Raw genomic sequence first — 24,741 nt, 5'->3', positions numbered from 1 at the left:
CCGGCATGTCGGACTAGGCATTCTCATCAGCATGGTTCGATCCGACATCATTGCAGCTTGCACTTGGTTTCGGGGCGGTCGATACCGAGGGTGTCGAGTTCGGAGACCTGGTGCAGGAAGCCCTCCTGCGGGGAGACCGAGACGATCATGCGGCCGTCGGCTAAGAGGATCGGCTGGCGGAGCTGCAGGTTCCAGTCGCGCAGCGAGAGGCGGGTGCCCTTGAAGGCGGCGATCGTGAAGTTCTGGCTCTTGAGGTAGTCGGTCATCGTCTTGGCGTCGCCGGAGTTGGTGCGCGAGGCGACCTCGCCGACCATGCGCACGGCCATCCAGGCCTGCATGTCCAAGGCGTCCATGCGGCGCGAGGCGAGCTTCATGAAGCGGTTCTGCAGCTGGGTGGCGCCCCATTGGTCCTGTGAAGGATCCCAACTGGTCGGACGCAGGCCAGCGGAGCCGGCGACGGGCCTCGCATCCCAGGTGCGATAGGGCAAATAGGAGGCGAACACCTCGCTCTCGTCGGCGGTGACCAGCACGTCATAGGCCGGCGCCTTCTGCGTGAACACCGGCATCTGGCGCTGGATCAAGGTCACACCGCTGTCGGTGCGGCGCGCGCCGCCGGTGTCCGCGAAGGTGCGCTCCTCGACGATCTTGGCGCCGAAGCGGGTGGCGGCGCGGCGCAGCGCGTCGGCGAACAGTCTGTCGTTGTCGTGCGAACCGGTGACGAGCAGCCAGCGCTTCCACTGCTTCCAGACCAGATATTGCGCCAGGCCGTCGGCCAGCATCGAGCGCGTCGGTGCGACATGGATGACGTTGGCGCGGCAGTCCTGCTCGCGCAGCCGGTCGTCGGTGGCGCCGACATTGAGCAGGGTGACGCCGCGGCCCCGCAACGCATCTGCGACCTTCAGCAGCGCATCTGCCGGCAGGTCCACGAGGACGAATCCCGTCTTGCCGGCGAGCTCATTGGCGGCCTGCGCGGCGTCCTCGTCATCCTTGACGCGGCGGTCGATCAAAGTGAAGCGCTGGTTGAGGAACTTGCCGGTGGTGTTGTTGTCCTCGATCGCGAGCTTCGCGCCGGCCACGCCATCATCGGCCGCAGGCTGGTCGAGCGGCGACAAGGTCTGCCGCACGTTGGCGCGGCCGAGATAGCCGATCGCGATGTCAACCGGATCCGCCGCGCTGGCGGCAGTTGCGGCGGCGATGAGGCCGATCGCGCCCATCAGAGATCGGGCCAGAACTCCCAGGACCACATGTCCTCCCATTGTTCCCTCGTCCTTGTCCGGCGAGGTTTCGTCTTGCAAGATGAACGAATTGGCCTAGCTTTCAACCCCACTTTTGGCCGCTGTCGCGTCATTTCGGATCACGACCTTGAAACCTGCCGTTCTCCCCGCGTTCCTGATCCTGATGTCTGCGACATCAGTGCATGCCGAGCCGACCAAGGTGGCGGTGTTCGACTTCGAGCTGATCGACACCAGCCTGCAGGGCGAGGTGCAGGGCCCGCGCCAGGACGAGCAGAACAGGCTGGCGCATGCGGCCGAGCAACTGCGCGCGGCGCTGCAGGACTCCGGACGTTTTCGCGTGCTCGACATCGCTTCCATTAACGATGCGGCGCACCACAGCAATCTGCAGGCCTGCGGCGGCTGCGACGTCAAGCTCGCGGGCGACATCGGCGCCGATCTCGCCATCACCGGGACGGTGCAGAAGGTCTCCAATCTCATCCTCAACATGAACATCTATCTGCGCGACGTTCACACCGGCAAGCCGGTCGCGGCGATGACTGCGGATATGCGCGGCAACACCGACGAATCCTGGACGCGCACCATGGCTTGGCTCGTCCGCAACCGCCTGCTGGCGCCGAACTACGGTGCGCCGCAGGCGCAGTAGCCGACGAGATATGACGGTGCATTCTCGCGGCGGATGACGCCCGAGCTTTGCGTGCCGGTCGCCCCTTGGAAAACAAGAGGCGCAGGGAAGGCCGGGAGCCTGCCGCCCCCATGGCCCGCCTGCAGAAAGAAATGCAGGCGGCAGGTACCACAGGTTCGGCTGGGACATCCCGGCCCTCCCTGCGCGGATGGTCTTAACGGTTGCTTCGCGTTCTCCCCGGTGCGCCGGGCTTTCTGGTCACCGTGCGCGACGACGCGCCGTGAGCACGCCGCCGCGGAGGCATCGGCATCGGGATGCCAGGACCACGCGACTTGGCCGTACGCCGTGACGCGTTCGTCCGCACGCTCTCACGGGGCATGTGATGCCCTGAGCATGCTGCGCGCCGCCGGCGTCCACCGCATCCCACCTCCACGTTCGTGACGACCGCGATACGCCCTCTCGACGAGGCGGGATGGGGCTAAACAATCACGATTTCCGGAAAAACGAAAGTGAAATTTTTGTCGCCGCCGGGCTGGACACTGGGATCGCCTTGTGGCGCCGAGCGAAATCCGCCTCGTCGCGCACGTGGAATCCAGGCGCCGGGGAGACAAAATCGCCTCGACGGGCGCGTCATCGCACCCGTCGGGCAAATCACGTCCGCGGCTGATATCAGCGGCCGAGCCGCGCCGCGTGCCAGCGCAGGTGATCGGCCATGTAGGTCGAGATGAAGTAGTAGCTGTGGTCGTAGCCTTCCTGCTTGCGCAGCAAGAGCGGGATGTTCGCTTTCTCGCACGCCGCCTTGAGCAGCTCGGGGCGCAGCTGCTGCGTCAGGAACTGATCGGCGGTGCCGACATCGACCAGCAGGTCGGAGACGCGCGCGCCGTCCTCGATCAGCGCCACCGCATCGTGCTTGCGCCACGCCGCCTTGTCGGCGCCGAGATAGCCGCCCAGGGCCTTCTCGCCCCACGGCACCTGCGAGGGCGCGACGATCGGCGAGAACGCGCTGGCCGCGCGGTAGCGGTCCGGGTTGCGCAGCGCCACGGTGAGCGCGCCATGGCCGCCCATCGAGTGGCCCATCACCGACTGCCGGCGCGGGTCGACCGGGAAGTTCGCCGCGACCACGCTCGGCAGCTCCTCGGTGACGTAGCTCCACATCCGGTAGTTCTTCGCGAACGGTGCCTCGGTCGCGTCGACATAGAAGCCGGCGCCGAGGCCGAAATCATAGGCATTGTTGGGATCGCCCGGCACGCCGTCGCCGCGCGGCGAGGTGTCGGGCGCCACGAAGACCAGGCCGAGCTCGGCGCAGGCGGCACGAAACTCGCCCTTTTCGGTGACGTTGGCGTGGGTGCAGGTCAGGCCGGAGAGATACCAGACGACCGGCAGCTTCGCGCCGTCGGCATGCGGCGGCACGAACACCGAGAACGTCATCTCGGTCTTGGTCTCCTGGCTGGCGTGGCGATAGACGCCCTGGACGCCGCCATGGGATTTGTTCTGGGAGACGGTCGTGAGGGTCATGGGATCACCTGTTCGGCAATGATGTCGGGCCGCTGGCGCGCGTGCCGCCAACGCGTGTCAAGCTGCGTCGTTCAATCGGGGCGAGTCAAGCGACGCCGTTCTCGATCGCCAAACGCACCAACTCGCCGGATGTTCGCACGCCGAGCTTCTGGCGGATGATCGAGGAGGTGTTGGCGACGGTCTTGTAGGACGAGTGGATCAGCCAGGCAATCTCGGACAGGCTCTTGCCGGCGCTGAGCAGGCGGAGGATCTCGAGCTCGCGCGAGGTCAGCTTCGCCAGCGGGCTCTGCGCGACCGCGGCGCCCGCGAAGGCGATGCTGCGGGCGATCGCCGGCGGCAGATAGCTGCCGCCGCGCGCGACCTCGCGGATCGCCTCGGCGAGATCGTTCGGGTCGCCGCTCTTGGAGACGTAGCCCTTGGCGCCGATGTCGATGGCGCGCGCCGCGAACACCGGATCGTCGTTCATGCTGAACATGATCAGCCGGGCATTGGCATCGTGGGCGAGGATGCGCCGCGCCAGCTCGAAGCCGGAGACGGTCGGCAGGTTGATGTCGACGACGCAGACGTCCGGCCGGCGCGCGATGAAGCTGGCTTCGCCGCTCTCGGCATCGGCGGCCTCGAGCAGTTCGAGGTCCGGATCGGTCGAGAGCAGGGCCCGGCAGCCCGATGCCACAATGGGATGGTCATCGACGATCAGTACGCGCATGGCCTTGGGGTCCCGGACTTCCAACTCGCGTCATTGTTGCGATGCATCATGGATGCATGCTGCGCGGTCTGGCATCATGTTGCAATTAGATCGCCGGCGGATTTGTCTGTCAATGTGAGGACGCGTGAAACCCGGTGGCTTTGAGGCGGAGAGAATGTGGCAGAATTGGTCGTTGCGGACCCGCATCAACGTGCTGCTGGCGCTGCTGCTGACGCTGGGCCTCGCCATCAACATCGGCCGTCTCGTGCTGGAGGCGGCGCCGCGCGTGCTGGCCGAGGACCAGAGCGTCATCCGCCTGACACGGGCCTTCGTCGAGACCATCATGGACGAGGTCAATGACGCGCCCGATCCGGACGCGCGCCTCGATCGGATCGTCGGCGATCTCCGACAGCTTCGTCACGTCAGCGTGAGACGGCAGGGAATGCCGGCGCAGACTCCGCCCTCTCCGGGCGTCGGCCGCGCGGCGCCGGCGTGGTTCATCGCACTGGTGCATCCCGACAAGACCTCGGTCAGCATGCCGGTCATCGTCGCCGGCCGGAGCGACACGCTGGTGATCACGTCGCATCCCGACGACGAGATCGCGGAAATCTGGGACGGCATCGTCACCCAGCTCGTCGTCGGCTCGCTGGTCGGGCTGGCCTTGTTCGCGATCACCATGCTCGTGGTCGGCCGCGCGCTGGCGCCGCTGGCGGATCTATCGGAGGCGATGAGCCGGATCGAGGCCGGCGCCTATGATACCCGCGTCAAGCCGGGCGGCGCGCCCGAGCTCGCGGCGCTCTGCGCCAAGCTCAACCATCTCGCCGGCGCGCTCGGCGAGGCGGTGGAGGAGAAGCGCCGTCTGGCCGAGCGCACGGTGTCGCTGCAGGACCACGAGCGCAAGGAGATCGCGCGCGAGCTGCATGACGAGTTCGGGCCGCATCTGTTCGCGCTGCGCGCCCATGCCAGTGCGCTGATGCGGCTGCCGGAGGCTGCGACGCTCGACGTCGCGGCGATGCGCCGGCACGGCCAGGCGATCCTCGACCAGGTCAACGCCGTGCAGCAGTTCAACCGCCGCATCCTCGAGCGGCTGCGGCCCGTGGGTCTCGCCGAGCTGGGCTTGCGCGAGGCGCTCGGCGCATTGGTGCGGCTGTGGCAGGAGTCAAGGCCGGAGGTCGTGATCGAGACCAGGTTCACCGACACGATCGTGCGCAGTAATGAGACGGCGGAGCTGACGATCTACCGGGTGGTGCAGGAAGCGCTGACCAACGTGTTCCGCCACGCCGAGGCCACCGCGGTCGACGTCACCATCGAGCCGCTGCAGCAGACGACGGCCGGCCACCGCCGCAGCTACACGCGGGTGCGCGTCCGCGACGACGGCCGCGGATTCAGCCCGGAGCACAAGCTCGGCTTCGGCCTCACCGGCATGCGCGAGCGGCTGCTGGCGCTCGGCGGCACGCTGACGGTGGCCTCCACCGGCACGGGCGTCACGATCGAGGCCATGGTGCCGGCCGACGCGGCTTAGGCCGGAACGAGACGACGGCCCGTCCTCACCGTTGACAGTGCCACACCGGAACTGTCGTCGCCTGCGGCGCATCATCGTCAGCACGGCCTTGCCGTGGAACATCGCCCCACGTTCTCCATTGCCCAAGCAGGACGTGCGCCGGATGCACGTCTTCGCCTTCCTCGCGTCCGAGGAGAACACAGCTTGCTGCAATCAGGGACGAGCCATGGGACAAATCGACGAATTGGGCCTCGAGGACCGCATCCGCAAGCGCGCCCACGCGCTGTGGGAGCAGGCCGGGCAGCCGCAGGGCCGGGAGGATGAGTTCTGGCACCAGGCCGAGCACGAGATCCGCGAGATCGAGCAGTTGCACGACGAAGCGACGCCGCCGCCGCCGACGATGCTGCCGGGTTGAACGCCGTGCGTAGCGCGGGGGTCCGGCTAGCGATCCTCAAACGATCAAAGGACGAACTGATGAGCAAGGAAACACCGAAGGACGATCCGCGTCAGCGGACCGATGAAGGATCGATCAAGCAGACCGACAAGCCATGGACAGGAAACCCGGAGAAGGAGCAGCGCTCCGATTCCAAGAAGGATCTGGAGAAGTGGGCTGAGACCAAGACCCACTAACGACTAAAGCAAGACCCGTTGGCACGCGCTGCGTCGCGCGTGCCGATGGTTCTCCCGTCGATAGTTCGCCAGACGAATCCGATTTTCCAGGTCAGGCAGTGTGACCTGGGTCGGGTCGTGAGGGATCTGCTTCCGTTGCTGCGGCGTTATCCTCGCCGAATCCGGTTTGCCCGGCACGTCGCGCGGACCGAGCTGAGGCCTCCGAGCTCGGCAGCAGGAACGCTGACGCCGTGCTGCGATTGACGTTGCAGCATTCGTCAGGAGAGCCGCGATGTCCGATCACTATCCGAAGCCGCCGTTTCCGCCGCAGTCGCAACCGATGCCGGGCACCACAGCCCGGATGGAGCCGCGGCCCGACCATGGCGAGACCAGCTACAAGGGATCAGGCAAGGTCGCGGGCATGAAGGCCGTCATTGCCGGCGGCGACAGCGGCATCGGCCGCGCGGTGGCGATCGCGTATGCGCGCGAAGGCGCCGATCTGGTCATCGCCTATCTCAGCGAGCATGATGACGCCGGCGAGGTGAAGACGCTGATCGAAAAGGAGGGACGGAAGGTCATTCTGATGCCCGGCGACATCCAGGACGCCAGGCATTGCCGCGCCATCATCCAGCGCGCCGTCGATGAACTGGGCGGCCTCGACATTCTCGTCAACAACGCCGCGCATCAGGCATCCTTCAGCGACATCGGCGACATTTCCGACGAGGAGTGGGAGCTGACCTTCCGCACCAACATCCATGCGATGTTCTACCTGACCAAGGCGGCGGTGCCGCACATGAAGCCGGGCAGCGCGATCGTCAACACCGCGTCGATCAATGCCGACATGCCCAACCCCGGTCTGCTGGCCTATGCTGTCACCAAAGGCGCCATTCAGAACTTCACCGGCGGACTTGCGCAGTTGCTGGCCGAGAAGGGCATCCGGGTCAACGCCGTGGCCCCCGGTCCGATCTGGACGCCGCTGATCCCTTCGACCATGCCGGAGGAGAAGGTGAAGAGCTTTGGCCAGCAGGTGCCGATGAAGCGTGCCGGTCAGCCGGCCGAGTTGGCGACCGCCTATGTGATGCTCGCTGATCCACTGTCGAGCTACATGTCGGGGACGACGGTTGCCGTCACCGGCGGCAAGCCGTTCATCTGAGATCGATGCACATCGTCTGCTGTCGCATTTGTCCGACATCCGACAAGTGCGTGACGTCGGCACGTCATAAGCCGTGCCGGCGCTACGCGGCGGACATCATCGCGCATGGCGCGGGCTCGGCCTGCACCGGCCACACCGCCGCAGCGGCCCTATCACCCTGCCGCTCGTCGAGAATCCGCTTCACCGAGCGTGAGCAGAGGCCGCATTGGACCGTGCAGCCGAGACAATCATACACTTGCGCCGGCGAGCCGAAGGTGATGTCGGCCGCCGTGACGATGTTGCGAATGGCCGTGTCGCTGATGACGTTGCAGGAACAGATGATCATGGCTGTTGCTCGCTCCTGCAAACGATAAGCAACCGGGATGCCAAGGCCGGCGCGCCGGATACGGGCTAATCAGAATCGTTCGAAACGATCTGATCGGCGGGCACGCTCGCGCTCGTCCTGATGCAGTTTGCGGCGTGCAGCCGTATTGCGGCCAGCGTCGCCTGGGCGAGCGCCTGTCCCTGCGCATCGATCCCGGTCCACTGCGCATGGCGGCCGCGTGGATCGATCTCGGCGAGCGCGATGCCGGCCGGCACGTCGCTGCCGTCGCGGACGATGCCGCGCAGGATGCCGTCATAAGGGGCCGTGACCGGTGCGCCGGAGAGATGGCCGATCACGAAGCCCTTGTAGATGCGCGTGCCGATCTCGATCGGGGTATGCCATCGGCCCTCGTGCGGCGAACGCACCAGGCGCTCGACGCCGACGAGCGCGCCGACATCATCCGTTGCCAGCGTCCAGCCCTCGCGCACGATCTGGCCGAGCCGGTCCGGCCGGGTCTCGATCGCGATATCGCAATTGGCTGTTGGCGAGAAGCCCGGACCGATGCCGATCGAGAGCCGCGTCATGCCGCGCAAATTCGGGGTCACCTCGCGCCGCTGCATCCGCGCGTCGATCAGGACGTCGATGGTACGGACCGGCAGGAGATCGAGCAACCCGAGCGGGGTGACCAGGACGTGCCGGGGATCGCCGAGCGCCTTGAACACCTCCATCGTGCTCTCGATGCGCTCGCCGGTCACGTTCTCGATGCGGACGGTGTCGCCGAACAGAGCGTCGTGAAACGCCATCTTGCGGCGCATGACCGGCGGATTGGGATCATGCGACAGCACCACGCAGAAGCCCGCACGATGCAGATGCACGCCGATCGCGGACGCGACGTCGTTGGTCCCGAGGACCACGGCGAAGCGCACTGCATTCGTCCTCATGTCCCGGTTCATACGGCGTTGGCGTCTCGTGGCTGTCGTCGTGCGGCTGGCAAGCCGTCTTCCCGTTCGAATGATCAAATCCGTCGAGCAAGAGTTGGACCATCAGCCATCGTTTTGAAAACGATCGCTCTTTGAAGGTCTTGCAAAGGACGAAGCACAAAGCCGACGCTGGATGTGTCCAGAACGCGCCAATCTGTCGCGAACCCGACAGAAAAGGGCTGCTTTGCCCGCCGTTTTCGCTGGCCCGGAATCTGCACAACCGACGCATGGCAATACCGCTGATATTTCCGATCGTCGCGGAGCCTGCGCCCAGACCACGTCTGAGGCAAAGGCAGCAGCCGAAGCTTGGCAGCCGGCGTCCTGGTGGCGTTGCGGCGCAGGATCAGGACGGATGACGTGAGTCTCGTTCTCGACCAGGACGTCCGCGAGCCCGCCATGGCGGCGGCCGAGACCATCGCGGCGTGCCCGTTCCATCGAGACATGGCGGCCGCCGAGCGGCCCGCGCGCACTGAGCAGAAAACGCTCGTGCTGACCGGCGGCTCGCGCGGCATCGGTCATGCGACCGCAAAGCTGTTCTCCGACGCCGGCTGGCGCATCATCACCTGCTCGCGCCAGCCGTTCGACGGTGCTCGCTGTCCGTGGGACGCCGGTCCCGACAACCACGTCCAGGTCGATCTCAGCGATCGCAAGGCGATTCCGCGCGCGATTGCCGACATCAAGCAGCGGCTCGACGGCGCGCCGCTGCATGCCTTGATCAACAATGCCGCGATCTCTCCGAAGGCCGGCGACGGCGGCCGGCTGGATTCGCTGTCGACTTCGGTCGAGACCTGGATGACCGTCTTTCACGTCAACTTTCTCGGACCGATCTTGCTCGCGCGCGGGCTGTTCGAGGAGCTGAAGCGCGGGCAGGGCGCGGTCGTCAACGTGACGTCGATCGTCGGCACCCGCGTCCATCCGTTTGCGGGCACCGCCTATGCGACCTCGAAGGCGGCGCTCGCCTGCCTGACCCGCGAGATGGCGCACGACTTCGCGCCGCATGGCATCCGCGTCAACGCCATCGCGCCCGGCGAGATCAAGACCGAGATGGTGTCCCCGGAGACCGAGGCGCGGTTCTCGCCGCTGATCCCGATGCGCCGGATCGGCGCTCCGGAGGAGGTCGCCAAGGTGCTGTTCTTCCTGTGCTCGGATGCGGCGAGCTACGTGACCGGCGAGGAGATCCAGATCAACGGGGGGCAGCACCTCTAGGTTGATCACAGCCGCGCGCGGCCGACACGCGGATGTGAACACGTCATACCCATGGCTTGCAGCCGAAGGCGACGAGCGGCGGGCCGAAGGTGGAAAGTTGGTGTTCAGTGTTGTCCGTTGCGATCCGGTCGCAAACAGGCCGACGAATGCGCGGATATTAGGTGTCGAGAAGACAACGCGAAATCGTTAGGCGCACCGTTTTTGTCGCCCGCGCGGACGTGCAATGCACGCATCGTGACGGGTGCAAACTCATTTGTTAACATCATGAAAGCCTGCAGCTTTTCTGTTCTGTCCGTTGCACACTACTTCTGCGGCAATGCAGCAAAGTTAGGCACGACAATCATCTGCAGTTGGGGGAGGATGTTAGAACATCTACAATCACGGGCGGCTTCACCGAGGCGTTCGTGACGATCAGAGAAGCGGCCATGGTCCAAACGGAAACACGTCAGGTCGAAGCTCAGGACGTCAGGTCCAACGCCGCTCCGATCCCGCTCAGCGAGATCGCCCTGACGGGCATTTTCGAAATCTCGAAGATCCTGGCGGCGCCGACGCGGTTGGAGATCACCCTCGCCAATGTCGTCAACCTGCTGCAGTCCTTCATGCAGATGCGCCACGGCGTGGTGTCGCTGCTCGCCGATGACGGCATTCCCGATCTTGCGGTGGGGGCCGGGTGGAGCGAAGGCAGCGATCGGCGCTATCGCGAACGTCTGCCGCAGAAGGCGATCGACCAGATCGTCGCCACCGCCGTGCCGCTGATCGCGGAGAACGTCGCCGATCATCCCGCCTTCAGCGCCGTCGACGCGGTGACGCTCGGCGTCGGTGCCGACACCCGCGTGTCCTTCCTTGGCGTTCCCATCCGCATCGACCAGCGCGTCGTCGGCACGCTGACGATCGACCGTGTCTGGGACGGCCGCGCCGTGTTCCGGCTCGATTCCGACGTTCGCTTCCTGACCATGGTCGCCAACCTGATCGGCCAGACCATCAAGCTTCATCGGGTCGTCGCGCGTGACCGCGAGCGGCTGATGGCGGAAAGCCACCGGCTGCAGAAGGAGCTGTCGGAGCTGAAGCCGGCGCCGAAGGATCGCAAGAAGGTGCTGGTCGACGGCATCGTCGGCGACAGCCCGGCGCTGCGCGCATTGTTGGAGAAGATCAACGTCGTCGCCAAGTCGAATGCGCCGGTGCTGCTGCGCGGCGAATCCGGCACCGGCAAGGAGCTTGTGGCGAAGGCGATCCATGAACTGTCCAATCGCGCCAAGCGGCCGTTCATCAAGATCAACTGCGCCGCATTGCCAGAGACGGTGCTGGAATCGGAGCTGTTCGGCCATGAGAAGGGCGCCTTCACCGGCGCGATCAACGCGCGCAAGGGCCGCTTCGAACTGGCCGACAAGGGCACCTTGTTCCTCGACGAGATCGGCGAGATCTCACCGGCGTTCCAGGCCAAGCTCCTGCGCGTGTTGCAGGAGCAGGAGTTCGAGCGCGTCGGCGGCAATCAGACCATCAAGGTCGATGTCCGCATCGTCACCGCCACCAACCGCAACCTCGAGGAGGCGGTGTCGCGCAACGAGTTCCGCGCCGACCTCTACTACCGGATCAGCGTGGTGCCGATCAAATTGCCGCCGTTGCGCGAGCGTCGCAGCGACATTCCGCAGCTGGCGCGCGAGTTCCTGCGCCGCTTCAATTGCGAGAACGAGCGCGACCTGACGTTCGACGTCAGCGCGATCGAGGTGCTGATGCATTGCGGCTTCCCCGGCAATGTGCGCGAGCTGGAGAACTGCGTGCAACGGACCGCGACCATGGCAACGGGCTCGGCGATCAGCATGGACGACTTCGCCTGCAGCCGCAACGAGTGCATGTCGGCGATCCTGTGGAAGGGTAACACGGTAACCCCGCCACCGCCGCGCGGCCAGCCCATGGTGCCGCTGCCGATCCTGCCGCGGACGTCGGCGCCGATCGAGGCTCCCGTCGAGTTGCCGGCCATCGATGCCGATGACGGCGAGTATTCCGAGAGTACGGAGGGCGGCGCGGTGCCGGAGCGCGACCGCATCGTGCAGGCGATGGAGCGCTCCGGCTGGGTCCAGGCCAAGGCCGCGCGCCTGCTCGGCCTCACGCCGCGCCAGATCGGCTACGCGCTGAAGAAGCACAATATCGAGGTGAAGCGGTTCTGAACGGGTTGGGTCTCATGAGGGGCGCGCAGATGGCGCGCCCTTTTTTATTTCACGTGCATGCTGTCGCCCGCGTAACGATAGTCGTGAAACTCGAGATCGCGCCCCGGCGACGGTCGGCTCCCCTCCCCCTTGCGGGGAGGGGTCGGGGGTGGGGGTCTCCGGGCGCTGATCGTCGTGAGTTCGCTCGCTGTACTCACGTCCGCTGAGCTGCTCGTTACATCACACGTCGTCACTCCGCTGGTGACAGCATTAGCGCGCATCACGTGCAGCGTGCTCTGACCGACCGGGTTGATCCCTGACATTTTGGACCGGGCTGATCCCTGACACTATTCGATCACTGCTGTGTTGTCTCCGCCGTTTCCTGCGCGACGCGGAGCCGCGCACGCGGCGGAGCAAAGCGCAGGAAACGGCGGTCGCGGTCGATCAGCCCGAGGTCTCGGCCCCAGAAGCGGACGATGTGGCCGCCGGTATCGTGCTTGGCGAGGCCGATGAGTTCGCCGGCGAGCGCTTCGCCAACGAAGACGTGCTCGCCTTGCCATTTGATGTCCCCGGTGGGACGCACGCGGCGGACCTCGTGATCGGCGTCGTACCAGGGATCATCGAGACGGTCTGGCATGAAGCGCACCGGCCTGCGCCAGAGCTTGACGGGGGCCACCTGGTCGAGCGCCTCGTGCGGCCGCTCCTCGTTGAAGTGGCGGCGAAAGGCGTCGAAGCGTCGCTGCTGCTCGGCGGCCGTGTCTGCCGGTGGCTTCGACGTCTCGGCCTTCAGCGTGCGGTGCATGCGCTCGTGCCGGCCGTTGTCCTGCGGGCTCGCTGGTGGGATGTAGCGTGGCTCGATGCCGAGCTTGAGCCACCACACCGAGAGCGCCGAAAGGCCGCCAGCTCCCGTCGATCCGAACGGTACTCCATTGTCGGAGCGGATCGCGTCGGGAAGGCCGATATCCTTGAAAACGCGCTCCAGAGCGCCCTTCACGCCAGCCCAGGTCGGATCGACAATGCGCACCTCGATGAGATAGCGGCTCGCCGCATCGGTGATGGTGAGCGGATCGCAGCGCGTGCCATCGCCAGTGCGGAACCAGCCTTTGAAGTCGATCGCCCACTCGTCATTGGGGCCCTCCGCCGGCGTGATCAGCTCGCCTTGCGCGATCGCCCGACGTCGGCGTGGCCGCGCTTCGACCAGGCCTTCACGCTTCAGGAGGTCGCCGATCGTCGAGGCCGCCGGCCAGTCGACCTCCGGCCGCTCGCGCGCGAGCCAGGCCTTGATCTTCTTGGGGCCAAAATGCGGAAACCGTCGTCGTGTTGCGATGATGCGCCGTGCCAGCCGGTCCGCTGTGGCGTGCGGGCAGTTCTGCACGGCGTGGCTCTTCTCCTCGAACCACTGCGGATCCCCGCTCGCGCGGCGGCGCTCCCAAACGTAGAACGTCTCCCGGCTGATGCCGTGCCGCGCGCACAGCTCCGTCACCGAAAAAGCTCCCGTGTCGTACTCCCGAAACAACCCGATACGCTGCTCCACAGGACTGCTCTCCCTGAAAGGCATCGACCGATCCTCCTTCGAATCGGACGAAGCTTGCCTGTCAGGAATCAACCCGGTCTGAATTGTCAGGACTCAGCCCGGTTCATACCCTCGTGGACCCCCACCCCCGACCCCTCCCCGCAGGGGGGAGGGGAGCTCACTGCCTTCGTGGCGGGGGCTCGACCCAAACGCGCACGCGACTTCATGCGCCCTGTCGCACTTGCGACATGCTGTCGGGAGAGCGACAGCTGACCGGCGTGGCGATCTTTAGAATCCTCCTTAGAAATCAACCAAATGCTCTCTGGCACGCGGCTTGAAAGATACCCCGTGAATGACGTCGTCCGATGTCGCAGGGATCGCGGGGAGCTGCACATGACCTACAAGATCATCGCCTCACAATGCACGGTCTGCGGGGCTTGCGAGTTCGAATGTCCGAATGCGGCCATCCGGCTGAAGAACGACATGTACATCATCGATCCGAAGAAGTGCACGGAGTGCGAGGGCCACTTCGACGCGCCGCAATGCGCTGCCGTCTGTCCGGTGCCGGACACCTGCGTGCCCGCCTGACGCGGGCCACGACGGAAACATTGCAAGCGGAGTGAGAGATGGCAGCGGTTCAGGAGACCATTGATCGGGTCAAGGGCATCGACGTCGATCAATATCGCTACGGATTCGAGACCGTCATCGAGTCCGAGAAGGCTCCGAAGGGGCTGTCGGAAGACACGATCCGCTTCATCTCGGCCAAGAAGAACGAGCCGGCCTGGATGCTGGAGTGGCGGCTGGAGGCGTACCGCCGCTGGCTGACGATGACCGAGCCGACCTGGGCGCGCGTCGGATACCCGAAGATCGACTATCAAGATCTCTATTACTACGCCGCGCCGAAGCCGAAGAAGAAGGTCGCCTCGCTCGACGAGATCGATCCGGAGATCCTCAAGACTTACGAGAAGCTCGGCATTCCCCTGCGCGAGGTCGAGATCCTCGAAGGCGTCGAGCGGCCTGCGGCGGCGGCAGCGGATGTCGACGGCGAGGCCGCGGCGCCGCGCAGCAAGATCGCCGTCGATGCCGTGTTCGACTCGGTGTCGGTGGCGACGACGTTCAAGGAGGAACTGAAGAAGGCCGGCGTGATCTTCATGCCGATCTCCGAAGCGCTACGCGAGCATCCCGACCTCGTCCAAAAATATCTTGGCACGGTGGTGCCCACCACCGACAACTATTTCGCGACGCTGAATTCGGCGGTGTTTTCCGACGGCTCGTTCGTCTACATCCCGCCGGGCGTGCGCTGCCCGATGGAGCTGTCGACCTACTTCCGCATCAACGAGCGCAACACCGGCCAGTTCGAGCGCACCCTGATCATCGCCGACAAGGGCGCCTACGTCTCCTATCTCGAAGGCTGCACGGCCCCGCAGCGCGACGAGAACCAGCTGCATGCCGCCGTGGTCGAGCTGGTCGCGCTGGATGATGCCGAGATCAAATATTCGACGGTGCAGAACTGGTATCCCGGCAATTCCGAAGGCGTCGGCGGCATCTATAATTTCGTCACCAAGCGTGGTGACTGCCGCGGCACAAATTCGAAGATCTCCTGGACCCAGGTCGAGACGGGATCGGCGATCACCTGGAAATATCCGAGCTGCATCCTGCGCGGCGACAATTCCAGCGGCGAGTTCTATTCGATCGCGATCTCGAACGGCTTCCAGCAGGTCGATAGCGGCACTAAGATGATCCATCTCGGCAAGAACACGTCGAGCCGGATCATCTCCAAGGGCATCGCCGCCGGCAAGTCGCAGAACACCTATCGCGGCCTGGTCAGCGCCCATCGCAAGGCCTCCGGCGCGCGCAATTTCACCGCCTGCGACTCGCTCTTGATCGGCGACAAATGCGGCGCGCACACCGTGCCCTACATCGAGGCCAAGAACTCCTCCGCGGTGTTCGAGCACGAGGCCACGACGTCGAAGATCTCCGAGGACGTGCTGTTCTACTGCATCCAGCGCGGGCTCTCCCAGGAGGAAGCGGTCGGCCTGGTCGTCAACGGCTTCGTCAAGGATGTGCTGCAGCAATTGCCGATGGAGTTCGCGGTCGAGGCGCAGAAGCTGATCTCGATCAGCCTCGAAGGATCGGTTGGATGACGGCGTCGCGCCGCGACAGCATCAGAAGGAGTGTTCGATGACGGCCTTGCTCGAAATCAAGGGGCTCCATGCCGAGATCGCAGGCGGACGGAAGATCATCCAGGGTCTGGACCTGACCGTGAACAAGGGCGAGATCCACGCCATCATGGGCCCGAACGGCGCCGGCAAGTCGACGCTGTCCTACGTGCTGGCCGGCAAGCCCGGCTACGAGGTCACGGCCGGCGAGGTCTATCTCAATGGCGAGGACCTCTTGGCGATGTCCGCCGACGAGCGCGCCGCCAAGGGCGTGTTCCTCGCGTTCCAATATCCGTTGGAGATCCCCGGCGTCGCGACGCTCACCTTCCTGCGGGCCGCCTTCAACGCCCAGCGCAAGGCGCGCGGCGAGGAGGAGCTGTCCTCGCCGGACCTGATCAAGCGCGTGCGCGAGATCGCCAAGACGCTGAACATCGATGCCGACATGCTGAAGCGGCCGCTCAATGTCGGCTTCTCCGGCGGCGAGAAGAAGCGCAACGAGACCCTGCAGATGGCGCTGCTGCAGCCGTCGCTCTGCGTCCTCGACGAGACCGATTCCGGCCTCGACATCGACGCGCTGAAGGTCGTCGCCAACGGCGTCAACGCGCTGCGCTCCGCCGAGCGAGGCATGATCGTGATCACCCACTATCAGCGGCTCCTCGACTACATCGTGCCCGACATCGTCCATGTGTTCGCGGCGGGCCGCATCGTCCGCACCGGCGGCAAAGACCTCGCGCGCGAGCTCGAGGCGACCGGCTACGCCCAGTACCAGAGCGAAGCGGCTTAAGGCGCCGGGGAGGACGAACATGGGCGTCGTGATCCGCAAGACCAAGGCCGAACTCGGACTGGCCGATCTGTATCAGGGCGCCCGCCGCTATCTGCCGGGCGGCGAGGAGATCACCGCGGTGCGCGCTGCTGCGTTCGACCGTTTCAATGCGGTCGGCCTGCCGCACCGGCGCGTCGAGGCGTGGCGCTACACCGATTTGCGCACGCAGATGAAGGAGGCCAAGCGGCTCGCCTCGCTGCCCGACGACGCGGCAAAAACCAAGGCGCGCGAGGCGAGCGACTTGTTCGCGGGCGCTGGCTTCCGCAAGCTGATGATCGTTGACGGTGCCTTCGTGCCCGAGCTGTCCGACCTCGCCGATCTCGAGCCGGGCCTCACCATCCAGCCGATGGCCGACGCGCTCGCCGCCGACAAGCCGCTGCTGTCGCAGCGTCTCGGCCCCGTCGTGCCTGACGACGATCCGGCGTTGGCGCTCAACACCGCGCTGGCTGCCAATGGCGTCGTGATCCTGGTCGCGCCGGGCACGGCACTGAGCCGACCAATCCACGTCGCGTTCGTCACGACGAACTGGGTCGCAACCTCGATGTACACGCGGTCGCTGGTCAATATCGGAACTGGGGCCAGCGCCACCATCGTCGAGTCGCATCAGGGGCCCGACGGAAGCGAATATCAAGTCAACACCGCGATGCAGCTCGTCGTCGGCGACGAGGCGCGGATCGACCATGTCAAGGTGACCCGGGAGGGCAACAGCGCGCTGCACATCTCCTCGCTGCTCGCCAATATCGGCGCGCGTGCGACCTTCAATCAGCTTGGCTTCGTCGCCGGCGGCAGCCTGGTGCGCAACCAGCTGTTCGTGCATATCGCGGGTGAGGGCACTGTTGCCGACATCCGCGGCGGATCGCTGCTGTCGGGCACCCAGCATGCGGACACGACCTTGGCGATCGAGCACGCAGCTGAGAACTGCCAGAGCCGCGAGACCTTCAAGGCGGTCGTCGGCGACACCGCGCGCGCGGTTTTCCAGGGCAAGATCACGGTCAGTCCCGGCGCGCAGAAGACCGACGCCAAGATGATGTCGCGGGCGCTGCTATTGTCCGACGAGGCCGAGGCCGACAGCAAGCCGGAGCTCGAGATCTTCGCCGACGACGTGCAGTGCGGCCACGGCACCACGACCGGCGCGATCGACGACGAGCTGCTGTTCTATCTGATGGCGCGCGGCATTCCGCCCAAGGAAGCCAAGGCGCTGCTGATCCAGGCCTTCGTTGGCGAGATCATCGAAGGCGCCGCCGATGAGAGCGTGCGGGCGGCGTTGACCGAAGCGATGCTGGGCTGGCTCGGACAACGGGAGTAGGTGATGCATGCAGCGGTGAACGGAAGCGGCTACGACGTTGGCCGCATCCGTGCGGACTTTCCGATCCTCGGCATGCAGGTGCACGGCAAGCCGCTGGTCTATCTCGACAACGCGGCGTCGGCGCAGAAGCCGCAGGCCGTACTGGACCGGATGAACCAGGTCTATACGTCCGAATACGCCAACGTGCATCGGGGGCTGCATTATCTCGCCAACGCCGCCACCGAGGCCTATGAGGGCGCCCGCGCCAAGGTGGCGTCGTTCCTGAATGCCGAAAGCCCTGAGCAGATCATCTTCACGCGCGGCGCCACGGAAGCCGTGAACCTGGTCGCGCAGACCTTCGGCCGCGAGCGGATCGGGCCGGGCGATGAGATCGTGCTCTCGATCATGGAGCACCACGCCAACATCATCCCCTGGCATTTCCTCCGGGAGCGCCAGGGCGCGGTGCTCAAATGGGCTCCTGTCGACGACGACGGAAATTTCCTGCTCGACGAATTCGAAAAGCTGCTGACGCCGCGCACCAAGATGGTGGCGATGACGCAGATGTCGAACGTGCTCGGCACGGTCGTGCCGGTCAAGGAGGTCATCCGCATCGCGCATGCGCGCGGCATCCCGGTGCTGATCGACGGCTCGCAGGCCGCCGTGCACATGGAGGTCGACGTCCGCGATCTCGATGCGGATTTCTATTGCATCACCGGCCACAAGATCTACGGCCCGACCGGCATCGGCGCGCTCTATGGCAAGCGCGAGCTCCTGGCGTCGATGCCGCCGTTCAACGGCGGCGGCGAGATGATCCGCGAGGTTTCGCGCGACTGGGTGACCTATGGCGATCCGCCGCACCGCTTCGAGGCCGGCACGCCGCCGATCGTGGAAGCCGCCGGGCTGGGGGCTGCGATCGACTACGTCGCCTCCATCGGCAAGCAGCGCATCGCCGCGCATGAGCATGATCTCGTCGCCTATGCGACCGAGCAGTTGCGCGAGATCAACTCGCTGCGCATCATCGGCAATGCCGCCGACAAGGGGGCGATCGTCTCGTTCGAGATGCAGGGCGCCCACGCCCACGACTTCGCCACCGTCATCGACCGCTCCGGCGTCGCGGTCCGCGCCGGCACCCATTGCGCCATGCCGCTGCTGGAGCGCTTCGGCGTCACAGCGACGTGCCGGGCGTCGTTCGCGATGTACAACACGCGGGAAGAGGTCGACGTGCTGGTGCGGGCGCTGAAGAAAGCGCAGGAATTCTTTTCGTAGAGGCGCCTTTTCCTACACGCAGTGATCGCGAAGGAGCGCTGCTCGTTGATGCGCCCTCTCCCCTTGTGGGAGAGGGCAGCACCGCTACCAGCCCTGGAATCGCTCGGGTGAGGGGTTGTCTCCGCGAGCCATGACCTTCTGAGTGCGCCGAGAGACCCCTCACCCGGTGGCCTTCGGCCGCCACCCTCTCCCACAAGGGGAGAGGGGTGCACCGAGTTCGCCGCGATACGCGCGACCAATCAAAGCAGCAATCAAGCAACCAAACCTACGCCGCCGCCGCGAGCGCCGCCTGGGCGTCGGCTCTGATGCGGCTCACCATCGAGCGGAAACCGTTGGAGCGCTGCGGGGTTAAATGCTCGCGCAGGCCGAGTTTCTCGAACAGCGCGATCGGATCGGCGGCCAGGATCTCGGATGCGGTGCGGCCGGACACCATCGCGAGCAGGATCGCGACCAGGCCGCGGACGATGTGGGCGTCACTGTCGCCGATGAAGTCGAGCGCCGGCACTGCGGCGTCGTGCCGCACTGTGGTGGCAAGCCAGACCTGGCTGGTGCAGCCCTGCACCTTGTTGCCATCATTACGGTCGGTATCGGGTAGCGGCGGCAGGCCGCGCCCCAACTCGATCACGTAACGGTAGCGGTCGTCCCAGTCGTCGAGCAGCGCGAAATTCTCGACGATGTCCTCGATGTCCGGTGTCCCCGGCGTCGCGGTCTGGGTCATCTTCAACATCATCCCCTCCTCGTCATCGGCTGATCTCCGTGGATACCAGGGCCAGCTATGCCGTCAGGCCCGGCTCGCTACCGCGCCGCGCCAGCACGGAATCGACCGCGTGCGTGACGCCGTCGAAGGTGATCGGCTTGGCGATGATGGCTTCCGCGCCCTGCCGCAGGCCGGCCAGCGCGAGCGGCGACTTGGTCGATCCTGCGACCACGATGATGCCGGCCTGATGCATCGTCCTGGCGAGCATGCCGACCGTCTCGGCGCCGTCGTCCTCCAGGATGCTCATCCCGATGAGGACGGCATGGGGCGTGGTCCGTGCGGCCTTGGTCAATGCGTCGGCGGTCTCCGCGAAGGTGAAGGTCTCGTGACGCTCACTGAGAATGTAGCCGAGCGCCGAGCGGATCACCTGATCGGCTTCAATGACAAAGACGCGCGTCTTGCTCGCCATCAATAGTACTCCTGCTGGCCCGTTCGAAAGCGGGTTTGATCTACATCAAGCAAACTCCGTACCGCCGCTCCTGGCCGGCCTCACGCGAGCGCTCCCCGGTGTTCTCTACGGAAGCGCCGCTCGGAGCCGCGGCGGCATGTGTCGTTTCGGACAGCACGGCGCGGCAGCGTCGGGTGAAAACCCCCGATGTCGGATTTGCAACAAGTACATCCTAGCGCCGAGCTTGGCCGCATCTCTTTCAAAACATGGCCTTTTTAACGATTCCAAAGCTCTGGCACAGCCGTTGCAAAACTGGGCTCAGGCAAAGGTTGAGGGCTGAGTGCACGCCGACGCTTCGGACGAGCGATGCTCTCCTTCCCAATAACCCGTCTGCCGGTTCTGGAGAGAGGACGCGGTCTCGCGATGCAAGGTGCATGCGAGACATTGGCAATCGGTTGATGGAGAGCATCATGGCAGCGCTGCGACAAATCGCATTCTACGGCAAAGGCGGCATCGGCAAGTCGACGACGTCACAAAACACCCTCGCGGCACTCGCCGAGATGGGCCACCGGATCCTGATCGTCGGCTGCGATCCGAAGGCGGATTCGACCCGCCTGATCCTGCACGCCAAGGCGCAGGACACAATCCTGAGTCTGGCCGCTGCTGCGGGCAGCGTCGAGGACCTCGAGATCGAAGAGGTCATGAAGGTCGGCTATCGCGACATCCGCTGCGTCGAGTCCGGTGGTCCGGAGCCGGGCGTCGGCTGCGCCGGCCGGGGCGTCATCACCTCGATCAACTTCCTGGAAGAGAACGGCGCCTATGAGGACATCGACTACGTGTCCTACGACGTGCTCGGCGACGTGGTCTGCGGCGGCTTCGCGATGCCGATCCGCGAGAACAAGGCGCAGGAAATCTACATCGTGATGTCCGGCGAGATGATGGCGATGTATGCCGCCAACAACATCTCCAAGGGCATTCTGAAATATGCGAATTCCGGCGGCGTGCGCCTGGGCGGCCTGGTCTGCAACGAGCGCCAGACCGACAAGGAGCTGGAGCTGGCGGAGGCGCTGGCGAAGAAGCTCGGCACCCAGCTGATCTACTTCGTGCCGCGCGACAACATCGTGCAGCACGCCGAGCTGCGCCGCATGACCGTTCTGGAATATGCGCCGGACTCGGTCCAGGCCGGCCACTACCGCTCGCTGGCGCAGAAGATCCACGCCAACGGCGGCAAGGGCATCATCCCGACCCCGATCACGATGGACGAGCTCGAGGACATGCTGATGGAGCACGGCATCATGAAGGCGGTCGACGAGAGCCAGATCGGCAAGACCGCCTCCGAGCTCGCCGCCACGGCGTAACCGCCACCGGTCATCCGGCCCATGATCTCTAAGGGCCGGATGACCCCCGCAACCGATCATCGAGGAAAAGCCAGATGAGCGTCATCGAGAAACAAAGCGTGGCCGAGATCAAGGCACGCAACAAGGAACTGATCGCCGAGGTCTTGAAGGTCTATCCGGAGAAGACTGCCAAGCGTCGCGCCAAGCACCTCAACGTGCATGAGAACGGCAAGTCCGACTGCGGCGTCAAGTCGAACATCAAGTCGATCCCGGGCGTCATGACCATTCGCGGCTGCGCCTATGCCGGCTCGAAGGGCGTGGTGTGGGGCCCGATCAAGGACATGATCCACATCAGCCACGGCCCGGTCGGCTGCGGCCAGTACTCCTGGGCGGCGCGCCGCAACTACTACATCGGCACGACCGGCATCGACACCTTCGTGACGATGCAGTTCACCTCCGACTTCCAGGAGAAGGACATCGTGTTCGGCGGCGACAAGAAGCTCGCCAAGATCATGGACGAGATCCAGGAGCTGTTCCCGCTCAACAACGGCATCACCGTGCAGTCGGAATGCCCGATCGGTCTGATCGGCGACGACATCGAGGCGGTCTCCAAGGTCAAGTCGAAGGAGTATGACGGCAAGACCATCGTTCCCGTCCGCTGCGAAGGCTTCCGCGGCGTGTCGCAGTCGCTCGGCCACCACATCGCCAACGACGCGATCCGGGACTGGGTGTTCGACAAGATCCCGGCCGACGCTGCGCCGCGCTTTGAGCCGTCGGACTACGACGTCGCGATCATCGGCGACTACAACATCGGTGGCGACGCCTGGTCGTCGCGCATCCTGCTCGAGGAGATGGGTCTGCGCGTGATTGCCCAGTGGTCGGGCGACGGCTCGCTGGCCGAGCTCGAGGCGACGCCGAAGGCGAAGCTGAACGTGCTGCACTGCTACCGCTCGATGAACTACATCTCGCGTCACATGGAAGAGAAGTACAATATTCCGTGGTGCGAATACAATTTCTTCGGGCCGAGCAAGATCGCCGAATCGCTGCGCAAGATCGCCAGCTATTTCGACGACAAGATCAAGGAGGGTGCCGAGCGCGTCATCGCGAAGTACCAGCCCCTGATGGACGCCGTGATCGCCAAGTACCGGCCGCGCCTCGAAGGCAAGACCGTGATGCTGTTCGTCGGCGGTCTGCGTCCGCGCCACGTGATCGGCGCCTATGAAGACCTCGGCATGGAGGTCGTCGGCACCGGCTACGAGTTCGGCCACAACGACGACTATCAGCGCACCGCCCAGCACTACGTCAAGGATGGCACGTTGATCTATGACGACGTGACCGGCTACGAGTTCGAGAAGTTCGTCGAGAAGGTCCAGCCGGACCTGGTCGGCTCGGGCATCAAGGAAAAGTACGTGTTCCAGAAGATGGGCGTGCCGTTCCGCCAGATGCACTCCTGGGACTACTCGGGTCCCTACCATGGCTACGACGGGTTTGCGATCTTCGCCCGCGACATGGACATGGCCATCAACTCGCCGGTCTGGAAGATGGCAAAGGCGCCCTGGAAGCAGGTGCCCAAGCCGTTGCTCCAGGCTGCCGAGTAACACCACCACCCACGGCCTGGCTCTCCTTCGGCGGAGAGCCAGCGCTCCCTGATCGACACAGGAAAATAGAGAGGGTTATCCCATGACGCAGAGTGCCGAACATGTGCTCGATCACTTCGAGCTTTTCCGTGGTCCCGAATACCAGCAGATGCTGGCGAACAAGAAGAAGATGTTCGAGAATCCGCGCGATCCCGCCGAGGTCGAGCGCATCCGCGAATGGGCCAAGACGCCCGAATATCGCGAGAAGAATTTTGCCCGTGAGGCGCTGACGGTCAATCCGGCCAAGGCCTGCCAGCCGCTCGGCGCCGTGTTCGTCGCCGTCGGCTTCGAGAAGACGCTGCCGTTCGTGCACGGCTCGCAGGGTTGCGTGGCCTACTACCGCAGCCATCTGTCGCGCCACTTCAAGGAGCCAAGCTCCTGCGTGTCGTCGTCGATGACCGAGGACGCAGCGGTGTTCGGCGGCCTCAACAACATGATCGACGGCCTCGCCAACGCCTACAACATGTACAAGCCGTCGATGATCGCGGTCTCCACCACCTGCATGGCGGAAGTCATTGGTGACGACCTCAACGCCTTCATCAAGACCTCGAAGGAAAAAGGCTCGGTTCCGGCCGAGTTCGACGTGCCCTTCGCCCACACGCCCGCCTTCGTCGGCAGCCACGTCACCGGCTACGACAACGCGATGAAAGGAATCCTGGAGCACTTTTGGGACGGCAAAGCCGGCACCGCGCCGAAGCTCGAGCGCGTTCCGAACGAGAAGATCAACTTCATCGGCGGCTTCGACGGCTACACCGTCGGCAACATCCGCGAGGTCAAGCACATCTTCGAGGAAATGGGGATCGAATACACGATCCTCGGCGACAACTCGAACGTGTTCGACACCCCGACCGACGGCGAGTTCCGCATGTATGATGGCGGCACGACCTTGGAGGACGCGGCCAACGCCGTCCACGCCAAGGCGACCATCTCGATGCAGCACTATTGCACCGAGAAGACCCTGCCGCTGATCAAGAACCACGGCCAGGAAGTGGTCTCGTTCCACCATCCGGTCGGCGTCACCGGCACCGATGCCTTCGTGATGGCGCTGTCGCGCATCACCGGCAAGGAGATCCCGGAATCGATCGCCCTCGAGCGCGGCCGCCTGGTCGACGCGATCGCCGACTCCAGCGCGCACATCCATGGCAAGAAGTTCGCGATCTACGGCGACCCGGATCTCTGCCTCGGCCTCGCCGCGTTCCTGCTCGAGCTCGGCGCCGAGCCGACCCATGTGCTCGCCACCAACGGCAACAAGGAGTGGGCCGAGAAGGTGCAGGCCGTGTTCGATAGCTCGCCGTTCGGCAAGAACTGCCACGTGTATCCCGGCAAGGATCTGTGGCACATGCGCTCGCTGCTGTTCACCGAGCCGGTCGACTTCCTGATCGGCAACACCTACGGCAAGTATCTGGAGCGCGACACCGGCACCCCGCTGATCCGCATCGGCTTCCCGATCTTCGATCGCCACCACAAGCACCGCTATCCGGTGTGGGGCTATCAGGGCGGCCTCAACGTGCTGGTCACGATCCTGGACAAGATCTTCGACGAGATCGACCGCAACACCAACGTGCCGGCCAAGTCGGACTACAGCTTCGACATCATTCGCTGAGTGACGGCGCGGCGGCCTT

General features: G+C 65.0%; 23 protein-coding genes. 15 read left to right on the top strand and 8 right to left on the bottom strand.

The features are described from left to right. Positions 1–47: 47 nt before the first annotated feature. Complete coding sequence (locus tag QW868_RS05820) at positions 48–1,256, bottom strand: ABC transporter substrate-binding protein (RefSeq protein WP_315811372.1); 1,209 nt, start codon at positions 1,254–1,256, stop codon at positions 48–50. A gap of 142 nt (positions 1,257–1,398) precedes the next feature. Here QW868_RS05820 and QW868_RS05815 point away from each other — a divergent pair, with 142 nt between their 5' ends. Next, positions 1,399–1,878 carry a DUF3280 domain-containing protein gene (locus QW868_RS05815; protein ID WP_315741287.1) on the top strand — a complete coding sequence of 160 codons (480 nt, stop codon included), beginning with the start codon at positions 1,399–1,401 and terminating at the stop codon, positions 1,876–1,878. A 648-nt stretch (positions 1,879–2,526) separates the two neighbouring features. Here the strand turns inward: QW868_RS05815 and fghA are convergent. Both fghA and QW868_RS05805 read right to left on the bottom strand, forming a co-directional pair. After that, positions 2,527–3,372, bottom strand: a complete 846-nt coding sequence (gene fghA / locus QW868_RS05810; protein ID WP_315811373.1) for an S-formylglutathione hydrolase — start codon at positions 3,370–3,372, stop codon at positions 2,527–2,529. Positions 3,373–3,457: 85 nt separating this feature from the next. Further along, complete coding sequence (locus QW868_RS05805; protein WP_315713180.1) at positions 3,458–4,078, bottom strand: response regulator transcription factor; 621 nt, start codon at positions 4,076–4,078, stop codon at positions 3,458–3,460. 154 nt (positions 4,079–4,232) lie between these two features. On the opposite strand from QW868_RS05805, the gene QW868_RS05800 reads away from it, so the two are divergent. The 4 genes from QW868_RS05800 (at position 4,233) to QW868_RS05785 (ending at position 7,320) form a co-directional block, all read left to right on the top strand. Continuing rightward, entirely contained in the window at positions 4,233–5,579 is a 1,347-nt protein-coding gene (locus tag QW868_RS05800; protein ID WP_316230102.1) for an ATP-binding protein, read from the top strand. A 205-nt stretch (positions 5,580–5,784) separates the two neighbouring features. After that, complete coding sequence (locus tag QW868_RS05795) at positions 5,785–5,973, top strand: DUF2934 domain-containing protein (protein ID WP_316230101.1); 189 nt, start codon at positions 5,785–5,787, stop codon at positions 5,971–5,973. 59 nt (positions 5,974–6,032) lie between these two features. Continuing rightward, the gene (locus QW868_RS05790) at positions 6,033–6,188 is read left to right on the top strand and encodes a hypothetical protein (protein ID WP_315740937.1); all 156 of its coding nucleotides are present in this window, start codon (positions 6,033–6,035) and stop codon (positions 6,186–6,188) included. A gap of 271 nt (positions 6,189–6,459) precedes the next feature. Beyond that, positions 6,460–7,320 (top strand): SDR family oxidoreductase, encoded by an 861-nt coding sequence (locus tag QW868_RS05785; RefSeq protein ID WP_316230100.1) that lies wholly within the window; start codon positions 6,460–6,462, stop codon positions 7,318–7,320. An 82-nt stretch (positions 7,321–7,402) separates the two neighbouring features. Here QW868_RS05785 and QW868_RS05780 read toward each other — a convergent pair whose 3' ends face one another. Both QW868_RS05780 and QW868_RS05775 read right to left on the bottom strand, forming a co-directional pair. Further along, positions 7,403–7,645 carry a bacterioferritin-associated ferredoxin gene (locus QW868_RS05780; protein WP_315740939.1) on the bottom strand — a complete coding sequence of 81 codons (243 nt, stop codon included), beginning with the start codon at positions 7,643–7,645 and terminating at the stop codon, positions 7,403–7,405. Positions 7,646–7,710: 65 nt separating this feature from the next. Continuing rightward, the gene (locus tag QW868_RS05775) at positions 7,711–8,565 is read right to left on the bottom strand and encodes a xanthine dehydrogenase (RefSeq protein WP_315811376.1); all 855 of its coding nucleotides are present in this window, start codon (positions 8,563–8,565) and stop codon (positions 7,711–7,713) included. A gap of 396 nt (positions 8,566–8,961) precedes the next feature. Here QW868_RS05775 and QW868_RS05770 point away from each other — a divergent pair, with 396 nt between their 5' ends. Both QW868_RS05770 and nifA read left to right on the top strand, forming a co-directional pair. Then, a complete protein-coding gene (locus tag QW868_RS05770; protein ID WP_315771573.1) occupies positions 8,962–9,810 on the top strand; it encodes an SDR family oxidoreductase in 849 nt (282 codons plus the stop codon). 425 nt (positions 9,811–10,235) lie between these two features. Further along, positions 10,236–11,975, top strand: a complete 1,740-nt coding sequence (gene nifA / locus QW868_RS05765) for a nif-specific transcriptional activator NifA (RefSeq protein ID WP_316230099.1) — start codon at positions 10,236–10,238, stop codon at positions 11,973–11,975. Positions 11,976–12,309: 334 nt separating this feature from the next. Here the strand turns inward: nifA and QW868_RS05760 are convergent, their stop codons facing one another. Continuing rightward, positions 12,310–13,512, bottom strand: a complete 1,203-nt coding sequence (locus QW868_RS05760; protein ID WP_315774330.1) for an integrase core domain-containing protein — start codon at positions 13,510–13,512, stop codon at positions 12,310–12,312. A 348-nt stretch (positions 13,513–13,860) separates the two neighbouring features. On the opposite strand from QW868_RS05760, the gene QW868_RS05755 reads away from it, so the two are divergent. The 5 genes from QW868_RS05755 to QW868_RS05735 are packed head-to-tail and all read left to right on the top strand — an operon-like array spanning position 13,861 to position 19,000. Beyond that, complete coding sequence (locus QW868_RS05755) at positions 13,861–14,055, top strand: 4Fe-4S dicluster domain-containing protein (RefSeq protein WP_006609648.1); 195 nt, start codon at positions 13,861–13,863, stop codon at positions 14,053–14,055. Between the two features lie 38 nt (positions 14,056–14,093). Further along, on the top strand, positions 14,094–15,611 hold the full coding sequence (sufB, locus tag QW868_RS05750; RefSeq protein ID WP_316230098.1) for a Fe-S cluster assembly protein SufB: 1,518 nt from the start codon (positions 14,094–14,096) through the stop codon (positions 15,609–15,611). A 37-nt stretch (positions 15,612–15,648) separates the two neighbouring features. Continuing rightward, positions 15,649–16,410 (top strand): Fe-S cluster assembly ATPase SufC, encoded by a 762-nt coding sequence (sufC, locus tag QW868_RS05745; protein ID WP_315740944.1) that lies wholly within the window; start codon positions 15,649–15,651, stop codon positions 16,408–16,410. Between the two features lie 19 nt (positions 16,411–16,429). Next, positions 16,430–17,755, top strand: a complete 1,326-nt coding sequence (gene sufD / locus QW868_RS05740) for a Fe-S cluster assembly protein SufD (protein ID WP_315811379.1) — start codon at positions 16,430–16,432, stop codon at positions 17,753–17,755. A 3-nt stretch (positions 17,756–17,758) separates the two neighbouring features. Then, positions 17,759–19,000 carry a cysteine desulfurase gene (locus QW868_RS05735; protein ID WP_315771564.1) on the top strand — a complete coding sequence of 414 codons (1,242 nt, stop codon included), beginning with the start codon at positions 17,759–17,761 and terminating at the stop codon, positions 18,998–19,000. Positions 19,001–19,265: 265 nt separating this feature from the next. On the opposite strand, the gene QW868_RS05730 is transcribed toward QW868_RS05735, so the two are convergent. Then, the gene (locus QW868_RS05730; RefSeq protein WP_315771562.1) at positions 19,266–19,727 is read right to left on the bottom strand and encodes a SufE family protein; all 462 of its coding nucleotides are present in this window, start codon (positions 19,725–19,727) and stop codon (positions 19,266–19,268) included. 46 nt (positions 19,728–19,773) lie between these two features. Next, positions 19,774–20,166 (bottom strand): response regulator, encoded by a 393-nt coding sequence (locus QW868_RS05725; protein ID WP_315740948.1) that lies wholly within the window; start codon positions 20,164–20,166, stop codon positions 19,774–19,776. Positions 20,167–20,615: 449 nt separating this feature from the next. Between QW868_RS05725 and nifH the strand changes: the two genes are divergently transcribed. The 3 genes from nifH to nifK all read left to right on the top strand — a co-directional run bounded on the left by nifH (position 20,616) and on the right by nifK (position 24,722). Then, positions 20,616–21,503, top strand: coding sequence for a nitrogenase iron protein (nifH, locus tag QW868_RS05720; RefSeq protein WP_315740949.1), 888 nt, complete (start codon positions 20,616–20,618; stop codon positions 21,501–21,503). Positions 21,504–21,577: 74 nt separating this feature from the next. Next, positions 21,578–23,080 carry a nitrogenase molybdenum-iron protein alpha chain gene (gene nifD / locus QW868_RS05715; protein ID WP_315740950.1) on the top strand — a complete coding sequence of 501 codons (1,503 nt, stop codon included), beginning with the start codon at positions 21,578–21,580 and terminating at the stop codon, positions 23,078–23,080. Between the two features lie 82 nt (positions 23,081–23,162). Beyond that, positions 23,163–24,722 (top strand): nitrogenase molybdenum-iron protein subunit beta, encoded by a 1,560-nt coding sequence (gene nifK, locus QW868_RS05710; protein WP_315740951.1) that lies wholly within the window; start codon positions 23,163–23,165, stop codon positions 24,720–24,722. Positions 24,723–24,741 lie beyond the last annotated feature (19 nt).

The organism is Bradyrhizobium sp. SZCCHNR1051, from assembly GCF_032489615.1.
Classification (GTDB): domain Bacteria; phylum Pseudomonadota; class Alphaproteobacteria; order Rhizobiales; family Xanthobacteraceae; genus Bradyrhizobium.
Note: the sequence above shows the minus strand (reverse complement) of the source record. Positions and strands in the feature narration are given on the sequence as shown.